General features: G+C 64.8%; 24 protein-coding genes and 1 riboswitch. Of the genes, 16 read left to right on the top strand and 8 right to left on the bottom strand.

Going from position 1 to position 26,052, the window contains the following annotated elements:
- Window positions 1-652: 652 nt before the first annotated feature.
- The 4 genes from LL972_RS17805 to LL972_RS17790 form a co-directional block, all read right to left on the bottom strand.
- Window positions 653-1,204, bottom strand: coding sequence for a hypothetical protein (locus tag LL972_RS17805; RefSeq protein ID WP_228328723.1), 552 nt, complete (start codon window positions 1,202-1,204; stop codon window positions 653-655).
- 481 nt (window positions 1,205-1,685) lie between these two features.
- Window positions 1,686-3,413, bottom strand: coding sequence for a cation acetate symporter (locus LL972_RS17800; protein WP_228328722.1), 1,728 nt, complete (start codon window positions 3,411-3,413; stop codon window positions 1,686-1,688).
- Complete coding sequence (locus tag LL972_RS17795) at window positions 3,410-3,727, bottom strand: DUF485 domain-containing protein (protein ID WP_039524562.1); 318 nt, start codon at window positions 3,725-3,727, stop codon at window positions 3,410-3,412. The genes LL972_RS17800 and LL972_RS17795 overlap by 4 nt, the downstream gene beginning before the upstream one ends.
- 84 nt (window positions 3,728-3,811) lie before the next feature.
- On the bottom strand, window positions 3,812-5,194 hold the full coding sequence (locus LL972_RS17790; RefSeq protein WP_228328721.1) for a DcaP family trimeric outer membrane transporter: 1,383 nt from the start codon (window positions 5,192-5,194) through the stop codon (window positions 3,812-3,814).
- A 294-nt stretch (window positions 5,195-5,488) separates the two neighbouring features.
- Between LL972_RS17790 and acs the strand changes: the two genes are divergently transcribed.
- Entirely contained in the window at window positions 5,489-7,432 is a 1,944-nt protein-coding gene (acs, locus tag LL972_RS17785; RefSeq protein WP_228328720.1) for an acetate--CoA ligase, read from the top strand.
- 267 nt (window positions 7,433-7,699) lie between these two features.
- Window positions 7,700-8,368, top strand: a complete 669-nt coding sequence (locus tag LL972_RS17780) for a response regulator transcription factor (protein ID WP_016901792.1) — start codon at window positions 7,700-7,702, stop codon at window positions 8,366-8,368.
- A 171-nt stretch (window positions 8,369-8,539) separates the two neighbouring features.
- On the opposite strand, the gene LL972_RS17775 is transcribed toward LL972_RS17780, so the two are convergent.
- A complete protein-coding gene (locus LL972_RS17775; protein WP_228328719.1) occupies window positions 8,540-8,872 on the bottom strand; it encodes a hypothetical protein in 333 nt (110 codons plus the stop codon).
- A 309-nt stretch (window positions 8,873-9,181) separates the two neighbouring features.
- Between LL972_RS17775 and LL972_RS17770 the strand changes: the two genes are divergently transcribed.
- The 3 genes from LL972_RS17770 (at window position 9,182) to LL972_RS17760 (ending at window position 11,373) form a co-directional block, all read left to right on the top strand.
- Window positions 9,182-10,102, top strand: coding sequence for a DUF4424 family protein (locus tag LL972_RS17770; protein ID WP_228328718.1), 921 nt, complete (start codon window positions 9,182-9,184; stop codon window positions 10,100-10,102).
- 500 nt (window positions 10,103-10,602) lie between these two features.
- Window positions 10,603-11,166, top strand: coding sequence for a peroxiredoxin family protein (locus LL972_RS17765; protein WP_228328726.1), 564 nt, complete (start codon window positions 10,603-10,605; stop codon window positions 11,164-11,166).
- Window positions 11,167-11,169: 3 nt separating this feature from the next.
- A complete protein-coding gene (locus tag LL972_RS17760) occupies window positions 11,170-11,373 on the top strand; it encodes a hypothetical protein (protein ID WP_016901788.1) in 204 nt (67 codons plus the stop codon).
- 114 nt (window positions 11,374-11,487) lie between these two features.
- Here the strand turns inward: LL972_RS17760 and LL972_RS17755 are convergent, their stop codons facing one another.
- Entirely contained in the window at window positions 11,488-13,116 is a 1,629-nt protein-coding gene (locus tag LL972_RS17755) for a family 43 glycosylhydrolase (RefSeq protein ID WP_228328717.1), read from the bottom strand.
- Between the two features lie 164 nt (window positions 13,117-13,280).
- Here LL972_RS17755 and LL972_RS21825 point away from each other — a divergent pair, with 164 nt between their 5' ends.
- The 7 genes from LL972_RS21825 to LL972_RS17725 all read left to right on the top strand — a co-directional run bounded on the left by LL972_RS21825 (window position 13,281) and on the right by LL972_RS17725 (window position 19,645).
- Entirely contained in the window at window positions 13,281-13,484 is a 204-nt protein-coding gene (locus LL972_RS21825; protein WP_429002186.1) for a hypothetical protein, read from the top strand.
- On the top strand, window positions 13,439-14,488 hold the full coding sequence (locus LL972_RS17750; protein WP_228328716.1) for an aldo/keto reductase: 1,050 nt from the start codon (window positions 13,439-13,441) through the stop codon (window positions 14,486-14,488). The genes LL972_RS21825 and LL972_RS17750 overlap by 46 nt, the downstream gene beginning before the upstream one ends.
- Window positions 14,485-15,357: an amidohydrolase family protein gene (locus tag LL972_RS17745; RefSeq protein WP_228328715.1), complete on the top strand. Its 873-nt coding sequence runs from the start codon at window positions 14,485-14,487 to the stop codon at window positions 15,355-15,357. Before LL972_RS17750 ends, LL972_RS17745 begins: the two co-directional genes overlap by 4 nt.
- Window positions 15,354-16,124, top strand: coding sequence for an SDR family oxidoreductase (locus tag LL972_RS17740; protein WP_039521219.1), 771 nt, complete (start codon window positions 15,354-15,356; stop codon window positions 16,122-16,124). Before LL972_RS17745 ends, LL972_RS17740 begins: the two co-directional genes overlap by 4 nt.
- Window positions 16,125-16,275: 151 nt before the next feature.
- Window positions 16,276-17,133 carry a fumarylacetoacetate hydrolase family protein gene (locus LL972_RS17735; protein WP_228328714.1) on the top strand — a complete coding sequence of 286 codons (858 nt, stop codon included), beginning with the start codon at window positions 16,276-16,278 and terminating at the stop codon, window positions 17,131-17,133.
- 657 nt (window positions 17,134-17,790) lie between these two features.
- Window positions 17,791-19,110 carry an L-fuconate dehydratase gene (locus LL972_RS17730; protein WP_228328713.1) on the top strand — a complete coding sequence of 440 codons (1,320 nt, stop codon included), beginning with the start codon at window positions 17,791-17,793 and terminating at the stop codon, window positions 19,108-19,110.
- A 148-nt stretch (window positions 19,111-19,258) separates the two neighbouring features.
- On the top strand, window positions 19,259-19,645 hold the full coding sequence (locus LL972_RS17725; RefSeq protein WP_228328712.1) for a hypothetical protein: 387 nt from the start codon (window positions 19,259-19,261) through the stop codon (window positions 19,643-19,645).
- Here LL972_RS17725 and LL972_RS17720 read toward each other — a convergent pair.
- Together LL972_RS17720 and fucP are read right to left on the bottom strand one after the other, a co-directional pair.
- Window positions 19,642-20,010, bottom strand: coding sequence for an L-fucose mutarotase (locus LL972_RS17720; protein WP_228328711.1), 369 nt, complete (start codon window positions 20,008-20,010; stop codon window positions 19,642-19,644). The genes LL972_RS17725 and LL972_RS17720 overlap by 4 nt on opposite strands.
- Window positions 20,007-21,311: an L-fucose:H+ symporter permease gene (gene fucP / locus LL972_RS17715; protein WP_228328710.1), complete on the bottom strand. Its 1,305-nt coding sequence runs from the start codon at window positions 21,309-21,311 to the stop codon at window positions 20,007-20,009. The genes LL972_RS17720 and fucP overlap by 4 nt, the downstream gene beginning before the upstream one ends.
- 180 nt (window positions 21,312-21,491) lie before the next feature.
- Between fucP and LL972_RS17710 the strand changes: the two genes are divergently transcribed.
- The 4 genes from LL972_RS17710 to LL972_RS17690 all read left to right on the top strand — a co-directional run bounded on the left by LL972_RS17710 (window position 21,492) and on the right by LL972_RS17690 (window position 25,930).
- A complete protein-coding gene (locus tag LL972_RS17710; protein ID WP_228328709.1) occupies window positions 21,492-22,241 on the top strand; it encodes an IclR family transcriptional regulator in 750 nt (249 codons plus the stop codon).
- A gap of 108 nt (window positions 22,242-22,349) precedes the next feature.
- Complete coding sequence (locus tag LL972_RS17705; protein WP_228328725.1) at window positions 22,350-23,465, top strand: helix-turn-helix domain-containing protein; 1,116 nt, start codon at window positions 22,350-22,352, stop codon at window positions 23,463-23,465.
- 82 nt (window positions 23,466-23,547) lie between these two features.
- Window positions 23,548-25,056 (top strand): S41 family peptidase, encoded by a 1,509-nt coding sequence (locus LL972_RS17700; RefSeq protein ID WP_228328708.1) that lies wholly within the window; start codon window positions 23,548-23,550, stop codon window positions 25,054-25,056.
- A 115-nt stretch (window positions 25,057-25,171) separates the two neighbouring features.
- Window positions 25,172-25,333, top strand: a riboswitch (yybP-ykoY riboswitch).
- A gap of 12 nt (window positions 25,334-25,345) precedes the next feature.
- Window positions 25,346-25,930, top strand: a complete 585-nt coding sequence (locus LL972_RS17690) for a manganese efflux pump MntP family protein (protein ID WP_228328706.1) — start codon at window positions 25,346-25,348, stop codon at window positions 25,928-25,930.
- Window positions 25,931-26,052 lie beyond the last annotated feature (122 nt).

Here is a 26,052-nt window from a genome sequence, read left to right as displayed (position 1 = left end):
TGCGCTGCAAGCCTTGCCCAGAGCGCGTTCTGCGCATGGCAAGCAACTTTCATGGCTGAGGAATAGGGCTAATCAGGCAACGTTTTATCACTAGCCACCTGCAATCCAGGAGGTGATCTGGAGGGTGCCCCGGCCTCGCCCAGCTGCCCTACCTCGCTCCGTCCTGCAGTCGTCGTTACCGGATTGAACATTCCTGACATAGCGGACGAAGCATTAGAACTTTGCTGATGCTTCCTGGGCGCACGCGCTGTAGGCATGCCATCCGGTCTGCGATTTAAATCCTGGGCCGATCGTTCCACTGCAGTTTGTGGCTCGGCCGGCTGATCCATAGGGTTCATACGAGCACTGGCAAGCGCTTTATTGATAGCGTAATCCATGATTTCTCCCTTGGGGTTTTAATGAAATTTTCGCTTGCCAGGAAATGTTTGATTATGCTTGCACATGGCTTGTACGGATTGGCTGGTCCATACGAAATCATTTGCTACGTGGCGAAAAAACAGCAAGCCTGTCAACCCGGCTAATCTGTCCCCCGACAGGAGAGACCGTGCGACGCCCGGCCTCTCCTGAGGTCAAAGATAGCGGGTAGTGTCGCGTTTGATTGAGGAACGAACGACTTCCAGCGGTTTGTCCGTGATGATGCTGGTGAAGCCGGCTACAACCTGAAGTCAATAATTCTGGCGATCATCTCGACTTCGTTGCCGAAGTATTTACTGCGGGTCAGATAGTCGCTCAGTGAAGCGCAGCAGGTTCCGTTGGTGCGGACGTAGTGACCGCCATCATGCGAGCTTAAGCGGTACTCCGGTACCGGCGAGAATGCGCCAATGGCTTCCTTTCTCGCTTGATTGGCCGCCAACAGCTCGGCGGTGGGATCGCTACGGGTGGACTGCTTATTTCCAATTTCCAGCCAAGCGAAATTTTGCTTGCTCCTGACTTCGTTTACCCAGGCACTCACTCTGCAGAACGGCGTATTGCTGCTGATTGACCCGCACAGGCCGGTGTAGCCCCCCTCTGCGACATTATCCATATCGCCGGCATAAATTGTCGGTACAAACGCAACACCCCTGGTGTAATTGGTGATGCTGTCCGGATTGCGAGCCAGCAGCGAAGCACTGAACTTAAGGACAACCTGGCTTTCCATTCCGTATGCGCGTGCCAGGTCGGCTGCACGCGATACAGCATCGAGCGTCCGCAGATCCAGCACCACAACCCTATGGTTTGCAGAATCGCAAATGGTGGTGAGTGCTCGGGTCAGAGAGACAGGATGGTAGCCGGTCTTCGCGAAGTTTCGGTCGCGCAGCAGTGCGGACCCGAGCTCAGCGCTACTTAAGCGACGTATGTCAGGATTCCATCCAATTGGATTGGCGTTAGCCTGGAAGATGGAGAAGTTTGGACTGTGAGCTGGCCGGCCATGATCGGCGATCGACAGCGCTAATTTAGCGACTCACGATGACCTGATTTGTGCAGGCAGATTGCCGTGCGCGGTCAACCCGTAGCCATGAAGTTGGAAGCGAAGGTGATGACAGCATGTCCGCCAACCGCCGACTCTGCCGTCGTGTCACGATGGTCCGCGCCAGCCGAGGCCATCTCTCCTGGCTAGCACTTGCGCGGTCTTCTTACGCTTGCAAAACGCAGAACGCCGGCACAAGGCCGGCGTTCTGCGAGACATCCAGCAACCGTTCGGTGCGTCAGTGACCCGACGCGCCGCTGGCACCCAGGCCGGTTTCGGCACGGATCTGCTGCGCCTTGAACGCGGCACGTTCGTTGGCGGCCTGCGGGCTGTGATCCAGGATCGAGAACAGCCAGATACCGACAAAGCCAATGGTCATCGAGAACAGCGCCGGCGAGGTGTACGGGAACGGCGCCGAGCCGGCTGCATTGCCCAGCGTGTCCACCCATACCGACGGCGACAGCACCGTCAGCACCAGCGAGGAGATCAGGCCCAGGAAGCCACCGACCACCGCACCGCGGGTGGTGCAGTTCTTCCACAACAAGGACAGGATCAGCACCGGGAAGTTGGCCGAGGCGGCGATGGCGAATGCCAGCGACACCATGAAGGCCACGTTCTGCTTCTCGAACACGATGCCCAGCAGCACCGCGATCACGCCCAGCACCAGGGTGGTGGCACGCGAGACCTTCAGCTCCGAACCCGGCGCCGGATTGCCCTTCTTGATCACCGTGGCATACAGGTCATGCGACACCGCCGAGGCGCCGGACAGGGTCAGGCCTGCGACCACCGCCAGGATGGTGGCGAAGGCCACCGCCGAGATGAAGCCCATGAACACATTGCCGCCCACCGCATTGCCGACCAGCACCGCCGCCATGTTGGCCGCGCCCTTGCCGCCGTGGATGGTGCCGGTGGCGACATCGGCGAACTGCGGGTTGGTCAGCACCAGTGCGATCGCACCGAAGCCGATAATGAAGATCAGGATGTAGAAGTAGCCGATCCAGGTGGTGGCCCACAGCACCGACTTGCGCGCCTGCTTGGCATCGGGAACGGTGAAGAAGCGCATCAGGATATGCGGCAGGCCGGCGGTGCCGAACATCAGCGCCATGCCGAACGAGATCGCCGAGATCGGGTCCTTCACGAAACCGCCCGGCCCCATGATCGACAGGCCGGCCTTGGCGGCGTCCTCGGGCGATGCACCGCCATTGGCCGCGATCGCGGTCTTCACCCGCACGCCCTCGGCAAACAGCGCCTCGAAGCTGAAGTTGAAGTGCCACATGATCGCCACGGCCATGAAGGTCACGCCGGTCAGCAGCAGCACTGCCTTGATGATCTGCACCCACGTCGTGGCAGTCATGCCGCCGAACAGCACGTAGACCATCATCAGCACGCCGACCAGGGTCACCGCCACCCAGTAGTCCAGGCCGAACAGCAGCTTGATCAACGCACCGGCGCCGACCATCTGTGCGATCAGATAGAACAGCACCACCACCAGCGTGCCCGACGCGGCAAAGCTGCGGATGGCGGTCGGCGCGAAGCGATAACCGGCCACGTCGGCGAAGGTGTACTTGCCGAGGTTGCGCAGCCGTTCGGCCATCAGGAAGGTCAGGATCGGCCAGCCGACCAGAAAGCCGATCGCATAGATCAGGCCGTCGTAGCCATTGGCCATCACCGCCGCGGTGATGCCCAGGAACGAGGCCGCCGACATGAAGTCGCCGGCGATCGCCAGGCCGTTCTGGAAGCCGGTGATCCCACCGCCGGCGGTGTAGAAGTCAGAGGCCGACTTGGTCTTGGCCGCCGCCCACTTGGTGATCCACAAGGTGCCCAGCACGAAGAAGCCGAACATGCCGATCGCCACCCAGTTGGTGGGCTGCTTGTCGACCTGGCCCATGTCGCCGCCGGCGGCCAGCGCGATGCCGGCCGGCATCAGGCCGGCCAGGATCAGGAGAAGGCGCGAATACTTGCTCATTTGCGGGCGTCCTCAAGGATCTGCGCGGTCAGCTGGTCGTAGGTGTTGTTGGCGCGACGCACGTAGATGGCGGTGATGACGATGGTGAACACCATCACCCCGATCGCGATCGGGATGCCGATCGAGGTCACGCCGGCACCGATCGGCTTAGCGAGGAATTCCTTGTCGAAGGCGATCAGGCCGATGTAGCCGTAATAGGCCAGCAACATCAGCACGGTGAGGGTCCAGCCCAGCGTGTTGCGCTGGCGCTTGAGTGCGTGGTACTTCGGATTGGCATCGATCTTGGCGATCAGTGCGTCATTCGAGACGGTCATTGTCTGTCTCCTGGTAGAGCGCTGGTAAAACGACGGTGGCCTTGCCCGTTCCACCGCAGTGGAGCGGGCCGCCAGTGGCTGAAACTAGAAGCTGTACTTGGTGGTGAATTGCAGGCGCGAAATGTCGCCGCTGTCGCCGTTTTCGGCTTCGCGACGGCCGTACATCAGCTCCGCACCCACATCGACCTTGGGCAGCGGCGAATAGAACACGTTGGCGCGGATGCTCTGCTGCGATTTGCTCGCAAGCGCGCCGGTATTGGCGATGTCGTGGTCGTAGTTCACGCGCGAATACATGATGGTGCTGCGCAGCTTGGCGTTGTAGTCGTGGCGCCAGGCCACCCAGCCGGCGATCGTGCTGACGGTCTGGATATTGCCGTCGATGTCGATCTCCACATCCGAGCCGTTGCCCAGGCCCAGATAGCGCCCCAGGCCCTCGCCGTAGCTGAGCTGGTAACGCAGATCGTTGTTGGAATTGATGATCCAGCGGCCGCCGCCGGCGATCGCGCCGCCGAAGTCGGTGTCGTTGGTCAGCGCGCTACGCGTGCGGTACTGGCGCGCGATCGCCGACAGGCCGAACGTACCCCAGGTGCCCTTCCAGTTGTAGCGCGCGGTCAGGTCCGGCATCGCGCCATGGTCGGAAGCCAGGATGGTGTTGCCGCCCTGATAGGGCGTGGTCAATGTCTCGGGATTTTCCGCCGACACGCTGAAGGCGCCACGGGTATAGCGGATCTGGGTCTGACGGCTGAACAGCGCGCCGTCGGTCGGCCCGACGATGTCGGCGGCCTCGGGCAGGATCGTGGAATCGATGAAGTTGGACCAGGTCTGGCCGGCCAGCCAGTTGTTCCAGCTCATGTAGGCGTGGCGCAAGGTGCCGCCGTACAGATTGTTGACCTGGTTGGCCAGCGCGTTGCCGAAGAAATCCAGTTCGATGAAGCCGGTGAGCTTGTCGCCGTTTTCGGTGACCGTGTCCACGCCCAGGTTGAAGCGCGAGAACTTGGCGTGGAAGTCGGTGTCGGTGCTCGAGGCCTGGCCACCGACCGGCGTCTGGGTCGGGATGTACAGGTAACGCCCCACCGCGCCTTCGGGCAATGCGCCGTCGGAGGTGCGGGTGGTCATGAAGTCGGCCTTGATGAAACCACCGTAACGGAACGTTGTCCCCGCCGCAGCGTTCGGTGTGATGCTGGTCAGCTGGATCGGCCGCTTGCCGGCCGGTACTGCCGGCGTGGCAGGTGCCTGCGCCTGTGCAGCACGCACCTCGGTCACCTGGGTCTGCGTCTGCGTGATCTGGCCCTGCTGTTGTTGCTGCGCAGAAACCAGTAGCTGGACCTGACGCTCGAGCTCGGCAATGCGCGCCTCCAGCGCCTTTTCCTTGGCGGTCTGCGCGAACGCCACGCCCGGCAGCATGCTGGCCACCAGCAAGGCAACCGCCAACGGATGGCGCACCAACGGTGCAGTACGGTGTTTCATCGACCCCTCTCCCCGATAAGGCCTCGCGCTTGATGGCGATGCTGTGCGGAGCGTGAGGCAGTCCGCGCTTTGGAGCCTATTCGCCTTTGGTCGTAGCTGCAACGCAGCATTCCACAAGGTGACCGATCGTCGCACCAGGACCGGCAACGGATTGGAGCCAACGCGTTGCGGCGGTTAAGACCAAGGTCTAAGGCCCGGTTGAACGCCGGGACAGAATGGATGCGGCACACTGATTGTCTACCGAGGGCGGCTGTCGCGCCTTCTTCCGACAAGTTCATCGCAAGTGAGGGTGCCATGGCTGATGTTTATCCCGTCGATCCCGCGTTCGCCGCCGATGCGCGCATTACGCGCGAGCAGTACGCAACGCTGTACCGCGAATCGATCGAACACCCCGAGCAGTTCTGGGGCAAGGCCGCGCAGCGGCTGGAATGGTTCAAGCAACCCACCCAGGTGAAGGACGTCAGCTACGCGCTGGAGGATTTCCACATCCGCTGGTTCGGCGATGGCGAGCTCAATGCCAGCGTCAACTGCCTGGACCGCCAGCTGGCCACGCGCGGCGACAAGACCGCGCTGCTGTTCGAGCCCGACAGCCCGGACGCACAGTCTTACCCGGTCACCTATCGCGAGCTGTACGAGCGCGTCTGCAAGCTCGGCAATGCGCTGCGCAACCTCGGCGTCAAGAAGGGCGACCGGGTCACCATCTACCTGCCGATGATCGTCGATGCCGCCGTGGCCATGCTCGCCTGCGCGCGCATCGGTGCGGTGCACTCGGTGGTGTTCGGCGGGTTCGCCGCCAACTCGATCGCCGACCGCGTGATCGATTGCCAGAGCAAGCTGATCATCACCGCCGACGAAGGACTGCGCGGCGGCAAGAAGATTCCGCTCAAGGCCAATGTCGATGCGGCGCTGAAACTGCCCGGCACCAACACCGTGGAAACGGTGCTCGTCGTGCGTCACACCGGTGGTGCGGTCGAGATGCAGGCACCGCGCGATCGCTGGTTCCATGATGTGGTCGACGGCCAGCCGGCCGAATGCGAACCCGAGCGCATGAACGCGGAAGATCCGTTGTTCATCCTCTACACCTCCGGGTCCACCGGCAAGCCCAAGGGCGTGCTGCATACCACCGCCGGCTACCTGCTGTTTGCCAGCTACACGCACGAAGTGGTGTTCGACCTGCGCGAGGACGACATCTACTGGTGCACCGCCGACGTGGGCTGGGTCACCGGCCATAGCTACATCGTCTACGGCCCGCTCGCCAACGGCGCCACCGCGGTGATGTTCGAAGGCGTGCCGAACTATCCGAACGTGTCGCGCTTCTGGGAAGTGATCGACAAGCACAAGGTCAGCATCTTCTACACCGCGCCCACCGCGATCCGCGCGCTGATGCGCGATGGCGAGGAGCCGGTCAAGAAGACCTCGCGCAAGAGCCTGCGCCTGCTCGGCAGCGTCGGCGAGCCGATCAATCCGGAAGCCTGGCGCTGGTACTACGAGGTGGTCGGCGACAGCCGCTGCCCGATCGTGGACACCTGGTGGCAGACCGAAACCGGCGGCATCCTGATCTCGCCGCTGGCCGGCGCGGTCGATCTCAAGCCCGGCTCGGCCACCCTGCCGTTCTTCGGCGTGCAGCCGGCGCTGGTGGATGCCGAAGGCAAGATCCTGGAAGGCGCCACCGAAGGCAACCTGGTGCTGCTGGATTCGTGGCCGGGCCAGATGCGCTCGGTGTACGGCGACCACCAGCGCTTCATCGACACCTACTTCCGCACCTATCCGGGCAGCTACTTCACCGGCGACGGTTGCCGCCGCGATGCCGATGGCTATTACTGGATCACCGGCCGCGTGGACGATGTGATCAACGTGTCCGGCCACCGCATCGGCACCGCCGAAGTGGAAAGCGCGCTGGTCTCGCACCCGAAGGTCGCCGAAGCGGCGGTGGTCGGCTTCCCGCACGACGTCAAGGGCCAGGGCATTTATGCCTACGTGACCTTGATCGCCGGCGAGACCCCGAGCGAGGAACTGCACAAGGAGCTGGTGACCTGGGTGCGCAAGGAGATCGGCCCGATCGCCTCGCCCGATCACCTGCAATGGGCACCGGGCCTGCCCAAGACCCGCTCGGGCAAGATCATGCGCCGCATCCTGCGCAAGATCGCCGAGAACGCCCCCGACCAACTCGGCGACACCTCGACCCTGGCCGATCCGTCGGTGGTGGATTCGTTGGTCAATGAGCGGTTGACGCGCTGACGCGCGTCGGGGAATGGGGAATCGGGAGTGGGGAATCGTTGAAGCGGTTCCCCGAGCAGTGGGGTAATAGGCGGGATGGGGATTTGTGGAAATGGTCCCCAGGCCATTTCTGCCCACGTCGATTTTTGATCCTCCAACCCCTCACACTGACTTCGTCGCCTCGCTGTCGCCGTCTTGCTCGTTGTCGTTGCTGCTTGCCCCGCTATTTCGCTGTTGCCTTTGCAATTCCCGATTCCCCATTCCCGATTCCCCACTCCCGGCCCCTCAATGACCACCCTGCTGATCGCCGACGACCATCCCCTGTTCCGTGAGGCCTTGCGCGGGGCTGTGCAGCGCGTGATGCCGGGGGTGCAGTTGTTCGAGGCCGACACGGTGGATGCCTTGTACACCCTGGCCGATGCGCAACCCGATGCCGACCTGCTGTTGATGGATCTCAACATGCCGGGTGCGCAGGGCTTCAGTGCGTTGGTGCATATGCGCTCGCTGCATCCGCAGTTGCCGGTGGTGGTGGTGTCCGCACGCGAAGAGCCCACGGTGATGCGGCGTGCGATCGACCATGGTGCGTTCGGCTTCATTCCCAAATCCGCAGACTCGGACACCATCGGTCGCGCCTTGGCCACGGTGCTCGATGGCGAGCGCTGGATCCCGGCCGAAGCGCAGAACCTGCCGCCGACCGACAGCGAAGAACGCGAGGTCGGCCAGCGCCTGCGCGATCTGACCCCGCAACAGTTCCGCGTGCTGCAGATGCTCGGCGCAGGCCGGCTCAACAAGCAGATCGCCTACGACCTGGGTGTGTCCGAAGCCACCATCAAGGCGCACGTCACCGCGATCCTGCGCAAGCTCGGCGTCACCAACCGCACCCAGGCGGTGCTGATGGCCGGCAAGCTCGCCATCGATGCCGACGGTATCGTGCTGCCGCCGCCCGAAGAAGACTGAGCGTCTTCGACAGCCGGCCGGCGAAAACGAAGGCCGATCGCAGCTTAGAACACTGGCGTCGCACCTTGCCGACGCCACCTGAATCCTCCGACACGCGGACATGGGTCGACGACCATAGACCGACGTTGCCGCAGGCGAAGCGTCGCGTAAGGTCACCACCGCAGACGGCAATCAGCGCAACGGCTGGCCCGTGCAGACCTTCGACGCGCTTTGCGGCGAGGGCACATGCCACACCGCGTTTTCGTTCTCGTCCTCGCCTTCATAGATCGCATAGCGCCCATCGTCCTGACGATGCATGGTGGGGCTGAAGGTGACGAAATCGGTGCGGCCGTCGGGGCCGATGAAATGCATGTCGCCTCCACACACGATATTGGAATTGGTTTCCGGCCCCAGGGCAGCGCAGGTGACCCGCGAGGTCTCCGCACGCACCACGCGACGCACGCGCGGCCGGACCAGCCCGCGATCGGCGGCGTCGCAGAAATAATCGGCAAGCACCGTGCGCATCTCATGTTGCGACGGCATCCAGGACGGACAGCTGCTGTACGCATCGGCTGTGCAGCTTGAGACAACGCCGGCAGGCGCGCTGCGATCGGGCGCAGCGGCGAGGCTGTCTTGCAGTGGCAGCAACAGGCAGGCGGCGACCGCCAGCAGGGAAACGTAGGAAGGCATCGGAGCGTGGATCGGGGTGCGCAGGGCACGCGACTCTACGCCATGGGCAGTTGATGTGGTGTCTGCCCGCTCCACAACATCGGCAGCTGCGTGGCATGCTGTGCGCCTGCGGCGCGTCGGTGCGTGCCGGTCTCCAGGGGATCCATGCAGCCATTTCCCTTCCCGCGCGGCCCGCTTGGGCTGGCCCTCGTGCTGGCCGCGCTCGGCTGCGCCAGTGCGCAGGCCAACGACAGCAGCTTTGGCGACGACAATGGCACGATCCGGCTATTGCATCAGCCCGATATCAGCATGGACAAGGAAGCGCTGCTGCTCAGCGAGGAGCGCGTGCAGGTGGATTACGTGTTCACCAACCACAGCGCGCGCGCGTTGAGCGTGCCGATCGCCTTCCCGATGCCGCCGATGTATTTCGGCATGGCCGACCACAGCGAACTGACCGATTTCAACCTGTGGGTGGACGGCAAGCCGGTGACCACCACGCGCAAGCTGGTGGTGCTGCTGGACGATGGCAGCGACATCTCCAAGGCATTCGCCGCAACCGCTTGGAGCACCGACGATGTCGCCGCGTTCGCCGAATCGGGCAACGTGCCGACCGGACGCAAGCCGTTGCCGGCCCGCTGGATCGACCGGGACCAGCAACCGCGCTTCACGCTCAGCGAGTATTTCGTCTGGCAACAGGTCTTTCCCGCACGGGGCAGCGTGCAGATCCGCCATGCGTATGCGCCCAGCCTGTCCACCGGCGTGCCGCAGAGCAGCGCGTTCCTGCTGGAGTCGTATGCAAAGAGCACCTGCATCGAACCGGCCACCACTGCCAGCATGCGGCGGCGCGAAGGCGAGCACGGCCTGGGCTGGGCCAATCTGCGCTATGTGCTGACCACCGGCAAGAACTGGAACGGGCCGATCAAGGACTTCCAGCTGACCATCCGCAAGCAGGCCGCCAGCGACATCCTCAGCCTGTGCTTCGACGGCGCGCTGAAAAAGATCGATCCGCTGACCTTCCAGTTCAGGCAGGCCGACTTCGTGCCGATGCGCGATCTGGACCTGCTGTTGGTGCGTGGTGCCGAGTGACCGGCGTGGCCAACACACGCTAGCCAAACGCGCGCCTGCCGGCTGCTGGGCGCGTCGGAGCCATTCCGCATCTCAGCGCTGACAGATGCCGGCACGGCTCGCGTTCGCTTGGCGGCAGGCGACGCGCCAGCAGCCGGCAACGCTTGGAACCATCGGCAAGGATCAGCTGGCTGCGGCAAGCGCTCGCAGCCACACGCTCGCAGGAACAGGCGCAGTCGTTGCCCATGCTCTTTTCTCGATCTTTCGGATATGGAGGCGTCCCTTCCCTATGCGGCGTGGTGTCATTGATCGACATGCCGCGTCGTAGTTGCGCAATCGATGCATGCCAGTCAACGCGGACCTGGCAAGCCCAAGCGCCGGGGCGTGACCGCCTCCACAACCCCGCACCGCGCGACATCGCAGTTGTCGATATCACCATTGACCATCAGCTCATGCCTGAGCAAGGCTCGGGCTTCACGACTACTGGAGCTGGCATGGCGCGACGTTTTCCCTGGCTCTGGATCGGGCTGCTGGTTGCCTGTGCATTGATCGCGGTGCTCGCATGGCAGAACAAACAGCTGCGCGCGCAGCAGCAGCTGTTGCAGACCCGCATCAGCGCGCCGTATGACGGCATGTACGTGCCGCGCATCGAGGTCACCGATACCCAGGGCCAACGCCATCTGCTCGGCGTGCCGCAGGGACAGGCGCAGGTACTGTTCTTCTTCACCACCACCTGCCCGTATTGCCAACGCTCGGCACCCACCGTGCTGCGTGCTGCGCAGCAGTTACAGGCCAATCTGCCCGGCCGTCCGCAGTTGCTCGGCGTGTGCCAGTGCGACGCGACGCAGGCTGCGCGCTATGCGCATGTGCATGGCTTCGATTTTCCAGTGGTCACGTTGACCGATCGTCGCGCGTTGATGCTGTTTCGCGCGCGCAACGTGCCACTGCTGATGGCCATCGATGGGCAGGGGCGCGTGCGCCATTCCCGTCTTGGCGTCTTCGATACCACGGAGCAGGTACAGGACCTGGTCGCCGCGTTGCGCCGCACGGATGCGCCAGCGGCTTTGGCAACGGTGAAGGAGTAATGCATGAAGAAGCGTTGGGGTACTTTGCGGACGGCGTTGATGGCGGCCACGTTCCTGGCCAGTACCGGTTTCGGTGCGTTCCAGGTGATGGCGGTCGATAACGCACAGCCAAAAACCGAATCGTGTAGTGCGTGGGCCTGCAAAGCCGAGTGTCCGGAGTTTGGCGGCGACCTGGGACAAGGCAACGTCTGCTACTGCTGCGGCTAAGAGCGGCTATCACACCTACTGCGCAGTTACTTTTTGTCAGTCGCCCTAGGTCTGACGGCGGGGTCCCCCCGGGCCCCGTCGTTTGGCTGCATCGCTGCGTGCTGCAGACCGCACTCAACGCAGCGCGCGATAATTGAAATCACGTAGCACCACTGCACCTTGCTGCGCAGCGTAGATGCCGAGCTTCAAGCTCAGGAAGCCGCCGAACACGTTGTGGTGAAAGCCGGACATTTCCATGCGCGTGGGGTGCCGGGTCCACTGCCGGCCATCGTCGAAGGAATAGTCGAAGGTCACCACATGCGCATCGTTGCTCAGACGCAGGCGGATGCGTCGGTGCGTATTGGGCGCGCGTGCCCACACCAGTTCTTCGGAGTACGCGTAGGTCTTGATGGTATCGGGCGTAACGCCGATGCCGACGAAGGCCTTGTGGTTGTAGAACAGCAACAGGCCGCCCTCGGCATTGCCGGTGAGCTCCAGCGTGACCTCGGCGACGTAGCCGCGATCGGGCACGCCACAGGTCAACGGCGAGCTGTCGGCCGGCGAGCTGCCGGAGCAAGCCAGCGTCAGCGACCGATTCGCCCGTTGCACCCGCGCCTGCTCGCCGGGCCTGGGCGCATGCAGGCTCCATTGGGTGCCGAACCTGTCGCTGGAAAAATCGTCCGATAAGGCGAAGCCGCTGGGCGCCGCATTGCCGGTGGCGTTTGCGCGTGCAGGCGTGCGCAATGGCCTGGACAGATCGCCACCGGTGGCGCGAAACCAGCCATCGGCGGTCCATTCGATCGGCTCCAGTAGCGTCTGCCGGCCCAGCGTGCGGAAGCCGTTTTCGTAAGCGTGGTAGACCATCCACCAGTCGCCACGCGGGCCTTCCACCAGCGAAGCATGTCCGCGCGACCACCACGACTCCTGCTCGGACTGCGTGCGCACCAGCGGATTACGCGGGCAGTGTTCCCATGGCCCATGCACCGAGCGCGAACGCGCGGCGATGACCATGTGCCCGGTCACCGGCCCGGCGGTGCCACCGACCGCGGTGACCAGATACAGCCAGCCGTTGTGCCAGGTCAGCTTGGGGCCTTCGGGGGCGAAGTTCTCCACGACCCAGTCGTCGGGATAGCGCCATGGCGCATATGCCGGCTCCACCTGCCCGTCGGTGGCCAGGCCGTCGTCGCGCAGGCGTACCTTGCGGATGCCGTTGACGAACAGATAGCGCTTGCCGTCCTCGCCCACCACATGGCCGGGGTCGATGCAGCCGGCGATCTGCAGGTCGATCGGGTCGCTCCACGGCCCGCGGATGTCATCGGCCCAGATCACGAAGATCGACCAACCGGTGTCGTCCGGATTGGCCGGGATGTAGATGAAATAGCGGCCAGCGTGCTTGCACAGGTCCAGCGCCCAGATCGTGCCCAGCTGTTGGCGCAGCGCCGGGCCGATCGGTGTCCAGTTGACCAGGTCGGTGGAATGCCAGAGCACGATGCCCGGATAGGAAAAGAACGACGAAAACGTCATGTAGTAGTCGTCGCCATCCTTGAGGATGGTGGGGTCCGGATGATCGCCGGCCACGATGGGATTGAGGTAGCTGCCGTTGCCCAGGTCTGCCTTGCGCTGGCCTTCGATGCCGCGCGCCCACTGCGGGATGCGGGTGCAGGCCGCGTTCGCATCGCCCGCCAGTGCGCTCGGCGACAGCGGCGCGACGACGGCGCCTGCGGCGAGCACCTTGAACAGGTCGCGGCGGGTGGTGTTTGGCATGCGCGGGCTTCGTGCGGGACAGGCTGGTATCTAGCCCCAGGCATCGGACCGAGGCAACCGCGCAGACGGCGTTATAGGAAGCGCTCATGACAGCTGCGGATTTCGACATAGATCCGCGACCAGCACATGCCGGGCCAGCGAACAGGCAACGGTGCTGGAAACCCATCGCAGCGCACGACGCCCGTGCTGAACCGCCACCTCCTGCGATGTTGCAGTGCAGCGTGATCTGTTCACTCATGATTGCGATATTCATATGCGAACAGTCCGGCATCGGCCGGCTGGTGGATGTCGCGATGCCCAGCTGCTGCTTCTCAGATCCCATATGCGCCTGCCCCGCGACCGCCCTGCGGGCGGAGCGTGGCGCGTGAGCGTTGCGCGACAGCGTCTGGGCAACACCGACGTGCAGCTCTCGGCACTGGGCTTTGGCGCCGCGCCGATCGGCAACCTGTATGCCGAGGTCGCTGAGGACCAGGCACTGGCCGCCGTGGCGGCTGCGTTCGAGGCCGGCATCCGCCACTTCGATACCGCGCCGTACTACGGCTACGGGCTGAGCGAGACCCGCCTGGGCCGTGGCCTGGCCGGCGTGCCGCGCGGCGCCTACACGCTGTCGACCAAGGTCGGCCGCTGCATCCATGACGACGCGCAGGCCACCGCCGGGCGCGACGGCTTTGCGGTGGCGGGCCGCCGCGCCGAGTTCGACTACAGCGCCGACGGCGTGCGCCGCGCGTTCGCCTCCAGCCTGGAGCGCCTGGGCACCGACTACATCGACGTGCTGCTGCTGCACGACATCGGTGCGCTGACCCACGGCGACAACCACGCCAACGTGCTGCTCCAGGCCTTGGAGGAGGCCTTGCCGGCGATGGCGGAGCTGAAGGCGGCCGGTGCCTGCGGGGCGATCGGGCTGGGAGTCAACGAGCAGGACGTGGCACTGGAGGTGCTGCCACGCTTTCCGCTCGACTGCGTGATGCTGGCCGGCCGCTACACGCTGCTGGAACAGCACGGCGCCCGCGCCCTGCTTGAGCAGGCGCAGCAACGCAACGTGGCGATCCTGTCGGCCGGCCCGTACAGCTCCGGCCTGCTCAGCGACGCACGCGGCCCCGGCGCCACCTACAACTACGCCCCGGTCGACGCCGCCACCCTGCAGCATGCGCAGCGCCTGTACGCGGCCTGCGCGGCATTCGAGGTGGATATCGGCGCGGCGGCCTTGCAGTTTCCGCTGGCACATCCGGCGGTGACCACGGTGGTGGCCGGCATGCGGACGGTGGCCGAGGTGCAATCGGCCGCCGCGCGCCTGCAGGCGGCGATCGCACCGGCACTGTGGCAGCGCCTGCGCGATGGCGGCCTGCTCGACGCGGACCTGCCCACGCCATGAGCCGCATCGACGCACACCTGCATTTCTGGCAGCTGGCCCGTGGCGATTATCATTGGCTGACGCCCGCGCTGGCGCCGTTGTATCGCGACTTCGGCCCCGCCGATATCGGCCAGGCGCTGGACGCTGCCGATATCGATGGCGTGGTGGTGGTGCAGGCCGCTGCGACCGAGGCCGAAACGCGCTACCTGTTCGAGCTGGCGCGCGCCGACGCGCGCATTGCCGGCGTGGTGGGTTGGGTCGATTTCGCCGCGCCCGATGCCGCCGCGCGCATCGATGCGCTGGTGCAGGCCGGCGACGGTGTGCTCAAGGGCCTGCGCCCGATGGTGCAGGACATTGCCGATGCGCAATGGCTGGCCCAGCCCGAACTGGATGCCGCCTTCGATGCGCTGATCGCGCACGACCTGGCCTTCGACGCCCTGATCCGCAGCGTGCATGTGCCGGCGCTGCAGGCACGCCTGAAGCGCCATCCGCAGCTGCGCGTGGTCATCGATCACGGCGGCAAGCCGCAGATCGCCGCGGGCGAATTCGTCGCCTGGGCCGCCGGCATGGCCGCGCTGGCGCAGCATCCCAACGTGCACTGCAAACTCTCCGGCCTGCTCACCGAAGCAGCGCGCGGCGCCGGCGTGGAGGCGCTGGCACCGTATGTCGCGCATCTGTTCGCACGCTTCGGCCCGCAGCGTGTGCTGTGGGGCAGCGACTGGCCGGTGCTGACCCAGCGTGCCGATTACGCACAGTGGTTCGACATCGCACAACAGCTGGTCGCCACATACGCCGACGGCCATGCCGGAGCGGTGTTCGGCGACAACGCACGCACGTTCTATCGTCTGCCACGGCCAGCGGCCCCCACCTACGGAACCTCTTCGGTATGACTGTCTCGATTCCTGCAACTCCCAACGACCGCCTGCATGGCAAGCGCTGCCTGATCACCGCCGCCGGCGCCGGCATCGGCCGCGAAAGCGCACTGGCCTGCGCACGCGCCGGTGCGCAGGTAATCGCCACCGATATCGACGCCGCTGCCCTGCAGGCGCTGGCGGCCGAATCGGAGGCCATCACCACCCAGCTGCTGGATGTCACCGACGCGGCGGCGGTTGCCGCGCTGGTCGCCGCGCACGGCCCGTTCGATGTGCTGTTCAACTGCGCCGGCTTCGTGCACCAGGGCAGCATTCTCGATTGCGACGAGCCGGCCTGGCGGCGCTCGTTCTCGATCAACGTCGATGCGATGTACTACACCTGCAAGGCGGTGCTGCCGGGCATGCTCGAGCGCGGCCGCGGCAGCATCATCAACATGTCCTCGGTGGCCTCCAGCATCAAGGGCGTGCCCAACCGCTTCGTCTATGGCGTGACCAAGGCCGCCGTGATCGGCCTGAGCAAGGCCATTGCCGCCGATTACGTGGCTCAGGGCGTGCGCTGCAACGCGATCTGCCCCGGCACCATCAAGACGCCGTCGCTGGGCCAGCGCGTCAAGGCACTGGGCGGCGACGAACAGGCGGTGTGGAAGAGCTTCACCGACCGCCAGCCGATGGGCCGCCTGGGCGACCCGCGCGAGATCGCGCAGCTGGTGGTGTACCTGGCCTCGGACGAATCGTCGTTCACCACCGGCCAGACCCATATCATCGATGGCGGCTGGTCGAACTGAGTACGACGATGGATCGCGGCGCCGCGCACCGCTACCAGATGCGATGCGTCCCGCTCGCCCGCCTCGGTTTACGCCCGCCGTCCTTACCCACCCGATGCAAGCGCGCCAGCGTTGCTGGCCGCTCCATTCCTCACCTGCAAAGGAAGACTGCATGAAACTCGTACGCGTTGGCGCCCCCGGCCAGGAACGTCCCGGCCTGATCGATGACCAAGGCCGCATCCGCGATCTGAGCGACGTGATCGACGATGTGGCCGGCGAGCACATCACCAATGCCGGCCTGGACAAACTGCGTGCGCTGGATGTGGCCACGCTGCCGCTGCTCGAAGGCGAGCTGCGCTATGGTGCCGCCGTGGGCCAGATCGGCAAGTTCATCTGCGTGGGCTTGAACTACGCCGACCACGCCGCCGAATCGGGCATGGACGTGCCCAAGATGCCGATCCTTTTCATGAAGGCCACCACCGCGGTGACCGGGCCGAACGATACCGTGATCATCCCGCGCGGCTCGGTCAAGAGTGATTGGGAAGTGGAACTGGGCGTGGTGATCGGCGATGTGGCCCGCGATGTCACGGTGGACGAAGCGTTGAATCACGTCGCCGGCTACGCGGTGATCAACGACCTGTCCGAGCGCGAATTCCAGCTCGAACATGGCGGCCAGTGGGTCAAGGGCAAGAGCGCCGACACCTTCGGCCCGATCGGCCCATGGCTGGTCACCCGCGATGAAATCGCCGACCCGCAGAACCTGTCGATGTGGCTGGAAGTCAACGGCCACCGCTACCAGAACGGCAGCACCCGCACGATGGTGTTCGGCGTGGCCGAACTGGTCAGCCACATCAGCCGCTACATGACGCTGATGCCGGGCGATGTGATCAGCACCGGCACCCCGCCGGGCGTGGGCCTGGGCCAAAAGCCGCCGGTGTACCTGAAGCCGGGCGATGTGATGGAGCTGGAGATCGAAGGCCTGGGCCGCCAGCGCCAGCCGGTGGTGGCGCATCCGCGCGATGCAGTTTGAAGGTTGAGCTTGGTGGTTTGAGCTGCGTGGCCTGAGCTTTGAGCTTCGAAGCCTGACGCATGAGGCACGACGCATGAACACCTGCTCCATGCGCGATAACGAACGAGGTGAGTGGACGGCAACGCGGTGCACAGCATCAGCCAACGCGATCTCGTCAGGGCACCGCAGCAGCGCACACATCGCGCGCTGCAGCCTGAGCCCCTCTCCCACCGGGGCACCAAGGCACTGTGCGCGCCAGGGGCGCGCGTGCCTTGGAGCACCCGCGCTGCTGGCGCGGGCCGGCGCGCGGAGCGGGGGTTGGGTTGAGGGTACGTAGCGACATATCCAGGCAGGTCGTCGCGATGTGCCTTGTTATCAGGCATGACATGTCGGTACCTGTGTCGATGTGTCATTCGCAACATTTTTCGAGCGGCGTGCGGGCGCGTTGAACTTCCAAGTGCTGCCGCGCGTTGGTATCCACACGCAGTTGGTCGTGCAGTGATTCGTTGATCTTTGTCGCAAGCGCATGAGTACCAGCAGCGCTTCAACACAGTCGGCGCTTCGCGTTCGTACACTCACCCCAACCCCTCTCCCGGTGGGAGAGGGGCTCTGGTACACCACTTTGCTCGCGTTTTTTCCGCCCGTTTCCATTTTCCGTTTCCATCGCCCAGGATCTCCATGAGCACCATCATCGCCCTCGATACCCACGACGTCCGATTCCCCACCTCGCGCGAGCTCGATGGATCGGATGCGATGAATCCGGATCCGGATTACTCGGCCGCCTATGTCGTGCTGCGCACCGATGCGCCCGATGACCTGGCCGGCTACGGCCTGGTGTTCACCATCGGCCGCGGCAACGATGTGCAGACCGCCGCGGTGGCTGCACTGGCCGAACATGTGGTCGGCCTGAGCGTGGAAGACGTCATCACCGATCTGGGCGTGTTTGCGCGCCGGCTCACCAACGACTCGCAGCTGCGCTGGCTGGGCCCGGAAAAGGGCGTGATGCATATGGCGATCGGCGCGGTGATCAACGCCGCCTGGGATCTGGCCGCACGCGCGGCGAAAAAGCCGCTGTGGCGTTACATCGCCGAACTCAGCCCGGAGCAGCTGGTCGACACCATCGACTTCCGCTATCTCACCGACGCGCTCACCCGCGACGAAGCGCTGGCGATCCTGCGCGAGGCGCAACCGCAGCGTGCGCAACGCATCGCCACACTGATCGAACAGGGCTACCCCGCCTACACCACCTCGCCCGGCTGGCTCGGTTACTCGGACGAGAAACTGGTGCGTCTGGCAAAGGAGGCGGTGGCCGACGGCTTCCGCACCATCAAGCTCAAGGTCGGCGCCAACGTGCAGGACGACATCCGCCGTTGCCGCCTGGCGCGTGAGGCGATCGGCCCGGACATCGCGATGGCGGTGGACGCCAATCAGCGTTGGGATGTGGGTCCGGCGATCGACTGGATGCGCCAGCTGGCCGAATTCGACATCGCCTGGATCGAAGAACCCACCAGCCCGGACGATGTCCTCGGCCATGCCGCGATCCGCCAGGGCATCACCCCGGTGCCGGTCTCCACCGGCGAGCACACCCAGAACCGCGTGGTGTTCAAGCAGCTGCTGCAGGCCGGCGCGGTGGACCTGATCCAGATCGACGCCGCGCGCGTGGGCGGGGTCAACGAAAACCTCGCCATCCTGCTGCTGGCGGCCAAGTTCAATATCCGCGTGTTCCCGCACGCCGGCGGCGTCGGCCTGTGCGAACTGGTGCAACACCTGGCCATGGCCGACTTCGTCGCCATCACCGGCAAGATGGAAGACCGCGCGATCGAATTTGTCGACCATCTGCATCAGCATTTCCTGGACCCGGTGCGCATCCAGCACGGCCGCTATATGGCACCGCAAGCCGCCGGCTTCTCCGCCGAAATGCACCCCGCTTCCATCGCGGAATTCAGCTACCCCGACGGTCGCTTCTGGGTCGAGGACCTGGCCGCTTCAAAAGCGTAATCGAAACGCATTGCAAATGCGTAGCTAGCATCACTGTAGGAGCGGCTTCAGCCGCGATGGGCTCTCTCGATTGCCTTATCGCGACTGAGGCCGCTTTTGCATGTAGCACGCGCACGACAGCTGCAGATCGCAGAATTCCGCCATCCCGATGGCCGCATCTTCCAAGACCTGGCCGCAGCGAAGGCGTGATCCAACGCATCGCATCACCTGGATCGCACGACGTGTAGGAGCGGCTTCAGCCGCGAAGGGCTTTCTCGATACGCAGGGCAACTGCGCGGACCACGCATGCGCAATAGGCAGTGGCAGGGCATTTTCCGTCGCTGACTGGTGTCACGCTTTCGCTGCGCAGCAAGTACAACGCACGATGCGCCTGCAAAAAAACTCCCTGTTTCGATTCTCTGCGCGCCAGAGCGACAGCGACAGCGACAGCGACAGCGACAGCGACAGCGACAGCGACAGCGACAGCAAAGATACCCAAGACCAACACCCCATTGCGGAGCCAAAACATCCGCAAAAACTTAGGGCAAAACCCTAACCCTGCGCCGCTTCAATCGCCTCACTCAACGCAAAAATGCGCCCGGCCTCGCGCCACTTTTCCCCCGGCGCACTGCCCGGCAACGGTTTCTGGAACCGCCACATCAAGTCTTCCCAGGCCTGGATCCGCGGATCGGCCGCATCGCGCGCCGCCTTGGCCGCCGGATCGTAGCCGTCGCCGACCTCCATCAGCATCACCAAGCGATCGCCGCTGCGAAAGATTTCCAGCTCCAGGATGCCGGCCTGCTGCAACGAGGCCACCACTTCCGGCCACACTTCGCTGGGCCGATGCCAACGCTCGTAGTCGGCGATCAACTGCGCATCGTCGTGCAGATCCAGCACGTAGCACAGCCGCCGCGTGCTCATGCGCCTGCTCCTGCAACCACCTGCGCGGTGCGCCGTGCGCGCAAGGCGAATAGCAAGATCACTGCAAAACACCCGCCCGGCACCACCATCGCCCAGTGGATACCGGCCATATCCGACACCGCGCCCATCACCGCAGTGAGCAGCGCGCCACCGATGATGGACATCACCAGCAAGGACGAGCCCAGCTTGCGCGCATCGTCATGCATGCCGTCCAGGCCCAGCGCAAAGATGGTCGGAAACATCACCGACATGAACACGCTTGCGGCCACCAGCGCGTATAGGCCGGTCCAACCGGGGAAGGCAATCGCCACCGCACACAAGACCAGATTGATCGTGGCAAAACTCGCCAGCAACCTGGCCGGCGCCAGATAGCGCAACAGCGCGGTGCCGATGAAACGGCCAGCCATGAACAGCACCAGCGAGATGGTCAGATACGTCGCGGCGCTTTTTTCCGGCGTGCCTGGCACCGCGTCCTGCAGATAGCGGATCAGATAACTCCAGATGCCGACCTGCGCGCCTACGTAGAAGAACTGCGCCACCACCGAAAACACGAACAGCCGGTTGCGCAGCAGTTCGCTAAAGCGTGCACGCCTGGGCGCAGCCTCGCCCATGCGGGCATCGCCGGTGGGAAAGCGCACCAGCGCGATCAGGATCGCCCACACCACCACCACCGCGCCGATCACTAGGTAAGGCGTCTGCACCGCTGCCGATTCGGTGGCGAAGAATGCCGCGCGCGCGGCCGGCGTCATCGCCGCCAGCTCGGCCGGGGTGTGCTCCACGCCGGAGAAGATGAAGTGCTGGCCGACCAGCACGCCGGTGATCGAGCCCAACGGGTTGAATGCCTGGGCCAGATTCAACCGCCGCGCTGCGCCTTCTGCCGGGCCGAGCACGGTCACCAGCGGGTTGGCGGTGGTTTCCAGGAACGCCAGGCCGCTGGCGATGACGAACAAGGCCAGCAGGAACAGCCAGTAGGTATGCACCTGCGCAGCCGGATAGAACAGGAACGCGCCGCAGGCATACAGCAGCAGGCCCAGCACCACCGCGGCCTTGTAGCTGTAGCGGCGCATGAACATCGCCGCCGGCATCGCGAACACGAAATAGCCCAGGTAGAACGCGCTTTGGACCAGCCCTGCCTGCAGGTCGGTCAGCTCGAAGGCCTTCTTGAACTGCTTGATCAGGATGTCGTTGAGGTTGTTGGCCATGCCCCACAAAAAGAACAGGCTGACGATCAACAACAGGGGAACCATGGCGGTACGCGCCAGGTTGCCGCGCGGTGACGCGGCAATGTCACTGTGATGCATGCGACCGATCCCCTCCCAAGGCTGTGGCGCTTGCGTTGCTGTGCGGCGAGCGTACTGCGCGCGCCAGCGCCATGCAAATATAAAAACTTTGTTTATATTTGCACGCGAGAGCCGACCCTCACCGCTGCCCGCGATGCCTGTACCCTGGCGCGCCGCAGCCTTGCCTGGAACCGCAGACGGATGAGCACCGAACCCGCCAAGTACCGCGCCCCCGCCCTGGACAAGGGTCTGGACATCCTCGAGCTGCTCGCCCGCCAGGCGCAGCCGATGAGCATGGGCGCGATCTCGCAGGGCATCGGCCGCTCGCGCGGGGAGATCTTCCGCATGCTGCAGGTGCTGGAGGAGCGCGGTTATCTCACCCGCGACGGCGAAGGCGACTATGTATTGACCAATCGGCTGTTCATGCTCGGCATGCAGCAGCCGCAGGTGCAGAGCATCAGCGAAGCGGCATTGCCGGTGATGCGCCGGCTGGCCGATGCGATCTATCAGCCCTGCCACCTGGTGGCACCGTCCGGCGACCAGATCGTGGTGATCGCGCAGATGGACGTGCCCAGCGACCTGGGCCTGGTGGTGCGTCCGGGCCACCGCCGCCCGCTGACTCATTCCAGCTCCGGGCTGGTGCTGTTCGCGTTCCAGCAGCCGGAGGTGCAGGCGCGCTGGCTGGACATGCTCGACGCCAGCGAAGTGCCGTTCGAGCGCGCGCAGTTCCTGGCTGCGGCCGCGCAGGCGCGCAACGATGGCTACGCCATGCAACCCAGCGAGGCAGTGGTAGGCGTGGTCGACCTGACCGCACCGATCCTGCAACGCGGCAGCGCGACGTACACGCTCACTGTGCCCTTCATCGCACGCCGCCCGGAGCTGGTCGGCCCGCACGCGGCGCTGCAGGCCTTGTGTGCGGCCACCGCCGAGATTTCCAGCGGACTGCACTAGCCGCGCAGAAGCCAGCCGCCGCGCATTCGCGGCCCGGGCCACCGCTGATCGCCTCTATACTCGGCGCGATCGACCAAGCGGGATCGCATGTCCAGCATCAAGTTCGGGATGTGGAGCACCATCCTGCTGCTCGGCAGCGCGCATGGCGTGCTCGGCGCGGGCCTGCTGCTGTCGACCAGTTCCAATCGCATCGCCAACCGCTGCCTGGCTGCACTGCTGCTGGTCGTGGTCGCCCTGATCACGCCGTACACGCTCGGCTATGCCGGCGCCTACGATGCCTACCCAGGTCTGACCTACGCGCCGTTGTCCTGGGAGCTGGCGATCGGGCCGCTGCTGTGGCTCTACGTCCGCCAACTGGCGCGCCAACGGCTGCCGCGTCGCTGGGCGCTGCATCTGCTACCGGCGCTGCTGCAGGGCGGCTACTACACGTGGCTGTTCACCTGGCCGCTGCAACGCAAATGGGCCTGGAACGCTGCCGTCCACGTGCCCTGGATCGCGCCGCTGCAGGACGCATTGGTGCTGGCCTCGCTGACGGTCTATCTGGTGCTGGCCTGGCGCGAGTACCTCGCCTATCAAGGCTGGCTGGAACATCACAGCGGCGCGCGCGAGGAACTGCGGCTGCCGTGGCTGCGCGGCTTCCTGCTGGCCGCGGCATTGCTGGTGCTGTTGCGGCTGGGCTTCACCGCCAGTGACCGGTTGTGGCATCGGCTGTCTTATATCGATGAGTTTCCGCGCTATCTGGCCACCGCCGCGCTGATCTACTACCTGGGCCTGGAAGGCTGGCGCCACGCCAGGGTGCACTATCCGCCGCGCGACGCAGTGCTGCCGCGCGCTACGCAATCGGAACGATCGGGCGAACCGGCGCCGGCTGCCGCCCAGGACAAGGACTGGCACGTGCTTGGGCAGCAGGTCGCAGCGCAGGTCACCACGCACGGCTGGTGGCGCGAGCCAGACCTCAGCCTGCCCGAGCTGGCCCGGCGCATGGGCACCAACAGCAATTATCTTTCGCGCGCGCTCAACGAGGGGCTGGGTCAGACCTTCAGCACGTTCCTCAATCGGCTGCGCATCGCCGAAGCGCAGCGCCTGCTGGGTGGCGATCAGGACATCCTGGACATCGCGCTGGCGGTCGGCTTCGGCTCCAAGGCCAGCTTCAACCGGGTGTTTCGCGCCTGCGCCGGCTGCACACCCAGCGACTATCGGCGCGAGCAACGTCGCATCGCTTGAAAAGCGCGCATCGATTGCGTGTTTGAGTCGTCCGCCGATGCAATCTTGGCCATGCTGGCGGCTTCTCACACAAGGGGTTGCCATGTCACTGCGCCTGCGCCATCTCGCTGCGTTGCTGAGTCTGCTGTCGATCTGGCTGCCATGCACCGGCAGGACCGCACCCCCGCCACCGGCGCTGCGCAGCGACAGCCCGCTCACAGGCCCGGCGCTGCTCGCCGATATCGATGTGTTGCAGCGTGCCTATGTCACGTTGCACCCGGGTCTGTACCGCTACTCCACCGAACAGGAGATCACGCAGCGCTTCGATGCCTTGCGTGCCGAACTGGGAAACGGCGCAACGCTTGCCGAGACCTATCTGGCCATCTCTCGCCTGACCGCCAGTGTGCGCTGCGGCCATAGCTTTCCCAATTTCCTCAATCAACCCGAACCGGTCCGGCACGCCCTGTTCGCCAACGACCGGTATCTGCCATTCCACTTCCGCTGGCTGCAGGGCCGCATGGTCATCAGCCGTAACGGCTCCGACCAGCGCACACTGGTGCCCGGCACGGAAGTACTGACGATCGATGGCATTGCCTCGACGCAGATCCTGGCCGCGTTGATGAGCGTGGCGCGCGCCGATGGCAGCAACGACGGCAAGCGCATCGTGCAGATGGAGTTGCAGGGATTCGCACGTATCGAAGCCTTCGACGTTTACCTGCCGCTGCTGTTTCCGCAGCTTTCGGCCAATCCGTTGCTGCGCGTGCGCGGGCCAGGGACGGCGAAGGAACGCGACGTACGCGTCCACGGTTTGAACGCGGCGCAACGTGGCGCGATGGCAGCCATGCGCAGCGACGACAGTGCGGCGCCCGCATGGCACCTGGACCTGTCCACACCTGGCCTGGCGGTGCTGCAGATGCCGACCTGGGCGGTGTACGACAGTCACTGGGACTGGCAGGCATTTCTGGCGCGCAGTTTCACCGCGCTGGCCGATCGCGAGATCCCCGCGTTGGTGATCGATCTGCGCGGCAACGAGGGTGGGCTGGATGTCGGCAGCGTCTTGCTTGGTTATCTGTCAGCCGGTGAGATCGCGGCACCGCAGATGCGCACGCTGGTGCACTACCGGCGCTTGCCCGACGCGCTGGCGGCATACGTCACCACCTGGGACGCGTCCTTTCGCGACTGGGGCACGCGTGCGGTTGCCTACGACGCGCGTTTTTACACGCTCAACCCTGTAGCCGGTGCAGATGCACAAGACCGCGTGACACCGAATGCACCGCACTTCAACGGCAAGGTGTTCGTGCTGATCGGCCCGGACAACAGCTCGGCCACCTTCACGTTCGTACAGCGGGTGCAGCGCAGCGGGTTAGCCACCCTGGTCGGCCAGCCCACCGGTGGCAATCTGCGCGGCACCAATGGCAGCGCGTTCTTTTTCCTGCACTTGCCCAACTCGCAGATCGAGGTGGATCTGCCGCTGGTAGCGCGGTTTCCAACCACCGTACAGCCAGATCGCGGCGTGGTGCCGGACGTGCCGGTAAATATCACCGCGGAGGATCTGCAACACGGCAGGGATGTGGAAATGGACGCAGTCAGTGCGCTATTGCAAACGCACTGAGCGCCGCCGCAGGCACACCGCCAAACATCCGCATAGCCACGGCTATAAAGATCAGACCGACCTTCGCGTGCAGTGCAGACGCACCGAACGCGGCCATGCGTTGGTACACTGCGCGCCCCTTGGGGAGTAGCCTGCTTTCGTCCATCGAAAGCGCCTGCATCAACATACTCGGCCGTTGCGCCGTGGTGCAGGCAACCAGTTCCGGTTTGGCGAGACCAGCGGCATGCGCGCACAACAACGGTTGGCGCGGGCGCATGTCGTTGTGATCGTGCCCAACCCGAGAATGTCGATGTCCCCGTTTTCCATTGTGTTGATCGGTTTTGCGATGTCCACCGATGCGTTTGCCGCTGCGATCGGCAAGGGCGCGGCGATGCGCAAACCGCAGTGGCGCGATGCGCTACGCGCCGGTTTGATCTTCGGCAGCATCGAGGCGATCACCCCGGTGATCGGCTGGCTGTTGGGGCGCGCCGCGTCCAGCCACCTGCGTGCGTTCGATCACTGGATTGCCTTCGTGCTGCTCGGCGGCCTGGGCGTGCACATGATTGTGGCCGGCCTGCGCAACGAAGCCGACGAGATTGAAGATGCAGCTGCCGACACACCAAAACGGCATGGCCTGCTCGCCCTGGCCACCACCGGTTTTGCCACCAGCATCGATGCGATGGCGGTCGGCGTGAGCCTGGCGTTTCTGGACGTGCATATCGGCGTGGTGGCGGTGGTGGTCGGACTGTGCACCTTCAGCATGGTCACCGCAGGCGTCATGCTGGGCCGTGTGCTCGGCAACCTGATCGGCAAGCGCGCAGAAATCCTCGGCGGTGCGATCCTGGTGATCGTCGGCAGCGTCATCCTCTACGAACACCTCAGCGGCGCCGCGTAGCACGCAGCGGTCTCCCGCAGGAGCGCACCTGGGCGCGATGAGGCGTTATCGGTAATGCCTCTCGCGCCCGGGTGCGCTCCTACGATGCGCGGCATTGCGCTCCGCGCGCGATCGGCATCGGG

It is taken from the genome of Xanthomonas campestris pv. asclepiadis, assembly GCF_020784175.1.
Taxonomy (GTDB): domain Bacteria; phylum Pseudomonadota; class Gammaproteobacteria; order Xanthomonadales; family Xanthomonadaceae; genus Xanthomonas; species Xanthomonas campestris_D.
The sequence above is the reverse complement of the archived record's forward strand: the minus strand, read 5'-3'. Positions and strand labels throughout refer to the sequence as shown.